We start from the raw sequence: 6000 nt of genomic DNA on the forward strand, positions 1-6000 counted from the left end.
CGCAATCGTCGCGCTCGCTGCGGCAGGTGGCCTGTTGCTCACTGCGTGCGGCAGTGAAGAGCCGACTCCCCAGCCGTCTACCTCCCCGACCCACGACGACGTCGACTGGGCAGAAGCTTACCAGCAGAGCGCACAACAGACGCCGGAAGATGATTGGCCTCGTGGCGACGTACAGGAACCTGTGGAAGTACTTTTCTCCCGGCACTATGTGGAGTGGGGTGACTATGAGGAACTCGACGACGATGTCTTGCGGTTCTACGTTGTCATGGGCAACTTCGATTGCAACGGCCTGCAGTACAGGGTTCAGGAGACCGAGGACGAGGTAGCCGTCGCCGTGATCACCGGCACGCGCGAGGGGGTGGACGGGTGCACAGAGGAGGCCGTCCTGGGAGCCATCGACGTGGAGCTCGAGAACCCTGTAGCTGACCGCGACGTCGTGGACCTCAGCCAGCGCCTCTGAAGACCTTCGCACTTGGCGAGCGCGATGCCCGGAGCACGATGCCTGGCCCCAGCCCTCTGGGGCAAAGACGCGTTTGGTGTGGGGCACGCGTTTCGGGGTCATCAGAAGGAAACCGCCAAGGACGGAATCAGATCCGCACCGTAGGCCTCAGCGACAGTCAGGGGCCCATTGCGGAGCTGAGTGTCACCTTGCTGCACCTAAGCCGATTCCTCGACGGGCACCTTCGAGAATCATTCCTTCGACCCTGCGGACACCTTTGAACTTCCCATACACTCACCTCGCAAACCGATGGGCTATGTCCCCCTCCACACTGGAGGGACATGCAAAGTGCTGCCGGGACATCGCGCGCATCTAGATCTACCGTGCGGGACTGAGACTTCCATCGCGGATAGTGACAGTGCGGTCGGTCAACGTCGCCATCTCAACATCGTGGGTCACGATCACCGTTGCCGTGTTGAACTGACGCGTAGTGCTGACGATCAACTCAAGGATGGATCGTGCCCGCTCGTGATCCAGCGCGGAGGTGGGCTCATCCACCAGCATCACTGACGGTCTGCCCATGAGTGCGCGAGCAATGTTGACCCGCTGGCGTTGACCCCCGGAGAGCTGGTGTGGACGTCGGTTCGCGACAGAGGCCAGACCAACCAGACCCAAGAGTTCCGCACCGTGTTTCTCTGCAGCCTTCAGCTGGCCTCCTCGGTCACCGCGCAGATGCGCAGTCAGCACCAGTTGTTCCAGTGCGGTCAGGCTCGGCAGGAGGTTAGGCTGCTGGAAGATAGTCCCGACCTGGTTTCTGCGTATCGCGGTGAGCTCATGCTCGGGCAGTCCGGTGAGTTCACATCCGGCGAGGAGCACCGAACCGGAGGAAGGTCTGATGAGTGCCGCAGCGACTGCCAGCAACGATGATTTCCCGGAACCTGAGGGACCAACCAGGGCTGTCACGGTGCCCGCGTCTGCGCGGAAGTCGACCGCGTCGAGCGCTCGAAGTGTGCGTGTCTTCCCGTTTTCATCGACACCGTCCCGGTAGGTCAGGGTCACGTCCTCAAGTAGAAGAGCCCCGGATTCTTCATGAGTCTGAGCCCTTGGTGAGGGGCTGGGTCCCGTATGGATCGAAGTCATGATCAGTTCCCTCCTAGGGCGAAAAGCGGATCGACGCGGGAGACGCGTCGAGTCGTTAGGGTGGCGCCGGCAACGCCCAGTCCGAAGACCCCAAGAACGGGGGCCGCGACAGTCAAGGGCGTCAACTCGAACGGCACCGCGTTGCCGATGAGCAGCCCCCCTGCCCAGGCGGCCGCACCACCAGTGAGGGCGCCGAATGACACCACGACGGCCGCCTGGGTCATAGCATCGCGGACCAAGTAGCTGCGGGAGGATCCAAGCGCGCGGAGCACCGCGAGGTCGCGAGTGCGCTGGATGGTCCACACGGTCAGAAATGACACGACCACCAGGGCGGATATCCCGTAGAGGAACCCCTGCATCATCAACAGTGAGCCGCGCTCTGACTGATAGGCCGGTAGAGCGTTGAAGGCTCCCCGAGTATCGGTGGAGACAGTGCCCGCCTGCTCGTTGACCGTGGCGAGAGCCTCGGTGGACAGATCACGTGCGGAAGCTGGCACCGCGAGAGCGGTTGCCACAGTGTCCTCGCCCAGATGAGCGATCCCCGCGAAGTCTTCGATGGACGTCCAGACCACAGGGACGTGACTGTAGAACTCATCCTCTACCACCCCGGCAACGGTCAACTCGCTAGAGGACAAGCGCAAGGTGTCCCCCTGCGCCATCCCGAGATCCTCGGCGATCACGGAGCTGAGGATCACCTCGCCTGCACCCGGTTTTGACTGACCCTCGATCACGTTGAGTCTCGGTGCGAGCGCGGTGTCTGCCTCTACGCTGAATACAGCGACCGAGGTCGCTGTCTGGCTCGGGCTCTCCTGCGTGTCACCTGTTGCGGTTTCAGCTCGGGTCTGCGACACCCCAAGGCGCTCGACGGAGCCTCCACCCAGAGCCTCTTCCCAGTCGTCCAGCTCCGAGGCGCTGATTCCTGATTCGGTGAAGGAGGGGTCGTCGTCCGCCTCCGCTGGGGCGCTGAATATGACGCGTGACGCATCGAGTCGTTCCAGGGCTGAGGTGTTCTGCTGGCTGAGACCGCTGGTGAGGCCTGTGAGCAGCACAAGGAGCATGGTGATCAGCGCGACGACTCCGCCGATCAGCGCGAAGCGGCCCTTGGCGAAGGTGATGTCCCGAAGGGATAAGTACATGGCGACTCCAGAGAGCAAGTGTGGGGTGAAGATCTTGCTTTCCAGAATCCTGGAATCTGCTCGCCCAGGGATCGTGTGATCGGTTGGGCCTGCAGCTCCGTTCGGTGGACGCCAGGCTCAACCGAATGATTGATACTCCGGGCAGTCAGCCTCGGTACGATGATCAGGTGGACGGCCGCGGCCGACGGTCTTCGTTTCTTTTCATGCAGCGGACCGGGAGGGGTGGTCGTGGTGGCAGAGGTCTCCACGCCTGAGATCCTGCGGGGTCTGAGGATCAGCCTCCACGTCAGCTTCGCCGCCTTGTTGTTCATCGGAGCGCTGCGGGTTGTCGTCGGCATCCGTTCCGCCTACGGGGGCGAATGGTTCATCGTCTCGCTCAGCATTCTCCTGGCGTGCATCTACGTCATCGGTACGGTCTGGGAGAGCCGGTTTGCACAGGGCCAGACCAGCCGCAACCCCCGGCGCTATGTACTGCCGTGGCTGGGCGCAGTCACCGTGGTGTGGACGGTCATGACGCTGGCCAGCCCCGATTTCTCCTGGGTCGCGTTCCCGCTCTTCTTCATCTACCTGGTCGTCCTGCCGACCAGGCCCGCGATAGCAAGCATCGTGGCCCTCACCGCGGTGGTGATCGTGGCCCAGTTCCTGCACGCGCCGTCGGGCGATTTCCATCTGGCAATGGTGATCGGGCCCTCTTTGGGAGCCGCTTTCGCGGTGATCGTCGGCTTCGCCTACCGAGCGGTGTACCGGGACAACCAACGCCACCAGCGAACGATCCGCCAGCTCGAAGCCGCTCGTCTGGAGCTCGCCGAGCAGGAACAAGAGGTGGGGCGCGCAGCCGAACGGGAAAGACTGGCCCGCGAGATCCACGACACCCTCGCCCAGGGACTATCCTCGATCGTGCTGATGACCCGCGCCGCACGGCAAGAACTGGAGAACCAGCACCCGAACAGAGCGCGTGAACGCATCGACGTGATCGAAGAAACCGCGGCGGAGAACATGGCCGAAGCCAGACGTTTCGTACGGGACCTCAGCTCCCCGGCACTGGACTCCGACCTCCTCAGCGCCCTCCGCGAGGTCTGCACCCGGACTGCCGAGCGAGCACGCGCCGAGGGACAGGACCTGCAGTGCCGGTTCCGAAGCGAAGGCGAACTGCCTGAGCTGCCGCTGAACCACCGTGCGGTGTTGTTGCGCGCAGCCCAGTCCCTGCTGGGCAACGTCGTCGCCCACGCGCGCGCCCATACGGCGGTGGTCACGTTGCAGGTCTGGCCCGATGCAGTCTCATTGGACGTGGTCGACGACGGGATCGGCTTCACCCACGACGACGACGCCCAGCCCGAACGACCAGACGCGATCCGTTACGGACTGACCAAACTCGCCGCCCGCACCCGCGAGCTGAACGGCACCTCGACCATCGAGACCGCTCCGGGCAAGGGCACCGCGGTGAGCATCCGACTCCCTCTGGAGGACCAATGACATCCGAATCAATCCCACAGGTTCGTGTCCTTCTAGTCGATGACCACCCCGTGGTTAGATCAGGAGTGAAGGCGCTGCTGGAAAGCTCGGGGAAGCTACGTCTGACCGCAGAAGCCGGCACCGGCGAGGCGGCGTTGGAGATCCTCTCCACTTCTGCTCAGGACGTGGACGTGGTGGTGATGGATCTGCAGATGGGCGCCGGTATGAACGGAGTCGAAGCCACAAGAAGGATCACCGTTGAATATGATCTTCCGGTGTTGATCCTGACGACCTTCGACACTCAGGCGGACATCGTGGCGGCCATGGGTGCCGGCGCGACTGGCTACCTGCTCAAGGACGCCCCATCGGAGACCGTGCAGCACGCAGTGCTCGACGCCGCGGCGAGGAAACCCGTCCTGTCCCCATCAGTCACTGCACAAATGATGAAGCGACTCGCCTCACCGGCGACAACTTTGACGGCACGTGAAATCGAAATCCTGCAGGAGCTTGCCAGCGGAGCGACCAACCGTGACCTCGCGCGCGTGCTGTTCATTTCAGAGGCCACGGTGAAGACTCATCTGGTCCACATCTACGACAAGCTCGGAGTGGAGAATCGCACGCAGGCCGTCGATCAAGCCCGCGCGCAACGCATCATCTGACCTAGCCCTTGCCAGGCTGTCGCCGCTCTATCGAGATCAGCAGCCCTACCCTCGGGCATTCCTCATTTGTGGAGGGGCTTCAACGGCGTTCGCCCGGAACCACAAGACCTCAAGGCCATACTGGTGCGAGTCCTGATCATCTCTGCGCTGGGGATCGACTTCGGCATCGTCTCCGGATCGATCGCCATCCTCGCAACTGGACGGTGAGGATCCACACAGGTGGATCACAGTCTCTTTACGACGAGGACATCACCTGTGCAGCACAACCCCTGAGAACGCTCTCCCTGGCCGTCTGATCGAGCCAGACACGGCGAAGTAGAGACCCGAGTGGAACGGATCGGGGAGATCCCTAGAGGAATCCTGGCACCAGGACCGCGACCAGAACGTTGCCGGTGGCGAGCACACCCGCGGCGTGGGTCAGCCTCTGGCTGGCAGCGTGATCGTCTCTGCGGGACTTGCCTGCGGCGATCTCCAGGGTCGCGACCACGGCGAGCGAGACGAGTAGCTTGATTCCGATCTTGAGATGGTTCACATCGCCACCACCCCAGATATCGGCAGCTTCGCCCAAGGCGACGATCAGCAGACCGCTGAGCAGCAGGACGCGGGCACCCCAGACCATGACTGGCCAGGGTCGTGGCTTGCGAAGGACAACTAAGTATCCGCCGATAACTGTCGCCATCGCGAACAGGTGGGCCAGGACGGTGAGGTCGTAGATAATTTCCATATCTTCAGCCTATGGAATGCGCTGCGAGTGGGCGTCATTCAAATGTCAACCATAAAGTTGATTTTTCTCCCGAGAACCTGGCCCCTCAGCCGTTCCAATACTGTGACCTCCTCTTCGCCACACGGGTCGTGGCCCCAAGCGACCGTAGGGCCATCCCTCACTTCACCTGAGTGGTGTTCCGTCGCACGAACGACCTGAGCGGGAACCAAGTGGCGGTAAACATCACAAGGAACGGTACTGCGATCCAAAAAAAGAGATCCATTCGCCCAGGCTAATTCGGGCACTCCCCATCCGCCAGACCAATGGACCTCCCGAAATGGGCAAGCCACCCGAAAGCCGATCCTTGGGTTCTTGCGGTGATTGCAACACTTAGTAGATGGGTGTTGATATGACGGGCTACTCGATCTTTGTGAGACCGGATCTTCTCCAGGTGTTCTGGACTGGGATGCA

General features: G+C 62.2%; 6 protein-coding genes. 3 read left to right on the top strand and 3 right to left on the bottom strand.

The window, feature by feature from the left end:
• Window positions 1-181 precede the first annotated feature (181 nt).
• Window positions 182-460: a hypothetical protein gene (locus I2487_RS03520; protein WP_207169735.1), complete on the top strand. Its 279-nt coding sequence runs from the start codon at window positions 182-184 to the stop codon at window positions 458-460.
• A 357-nt stretch (window positions 461-817) separates the two neighbouring features.
• Here the strand turns inward: I2487_RS03520 and I2487_RS03525 are convergent, their stop codons facing one another.
• Window positions 818-1498: an ABC transporter ATP-binding protein gene (locus tag I2487_RS03525; RefSeq protein WP_345941325.1), complete on the bottom strand. Its 681-nt coding sequence runs from the start codon at window positions 1496-1498 to the stop codon at window positions 818-820.
• 83 nt (window positions 1499-1581) lie between these two features.
• Window positions 1582-2715 (bottom strand): ABC transporter permease, encoded by a 1134-nt coding sequence (locus tag I2487_RS03530; RefSeq protein ID WP_207169737.1) that lies wholly within the window; start codon window positions 2713-2715, stop codon window positions 1582-1584.
• A gap of 228 nt (window positions 2716-2943) precedes the next feature.
• On the opposite strand from I2487_RS03530, the gene I2487_RS15695 reads away from it, so the two are divergent.
• Both I2487_RS15695 and I2487_RS03540 read left to right on the top strand, forming a co-directional pair.
• Window positions 2944-4188, top strand: a complete 1245-nt coding sequence (locus I2487_RS15695) for a histidine kinase (RefSeq protein ID WP_207169738.1) — start codon at window positions 2944-2946, stop codon at window positions 4186-4188.
• Window positions 4185-4826: a response regulator gene (locus I2487_RS03540; protein WP_207169739.1), complete on the top strand. Its 642-nt coding sequence runs from the start codon at window positions 4185-4187 to the stop codon at window positions 4824-4826. Before I2487_RS15695 ends, I2487_RS03540 begins: the two co-directional genes overlap by 4 nt.
• Before the next feature lie 349 nt (window positions 4827-5175).
• Here I2487_RS03540 and I2487_RS03545 read toward each other — a convergent pair whose 3' ends face one another.
• Window positions 5176-5550: a hypothetical protein gene (locus I2487_RS03545; protein ID WP_207169740.1), complete on the bottom strand. Its 375-nt coding sequence runs from the start codon at window positions 5548-5550 to the stop codon at window positions 5176-5178.
• Between the last annotated feature and the right edge of the window lie 450 nt (window positions 5551-6000).

The organism is Nesterenkonia sp. E16_10, assembly GCF_017347085.1.
Classification (GTDB): Bacteria; Actinomycetota; Actinomycetes; order Actinomycetales; family Micrococcaceae; genus Nesterenkonia.

What these genes read in the sequence shown, in the direction of transcription:
- I2487_RS03530 (WP_207169737.1), bottom strand. Translation starts at nt 2,715, where the DNA reads ATGTACTTATCCCTTCGGGACATCACCTTCGCCAAGGGCCGCTTCGCG.
- I2487_RS03540 (WP_207169739.1), top strand. Translation starts at nt 4,185, where the DNA reads ATGACATCCGAATCAATCCCACAGGTTCGTGTCCTTCTAGTCGATGAC.
- I2487_RS03545 (WP_207169740.1), bottom strand. Translation starts at nt 5,550, where the DNA reads ATGGAAATTATCTACGACCTCACCGTCCTGGCCCACCTGTTCGCGATG.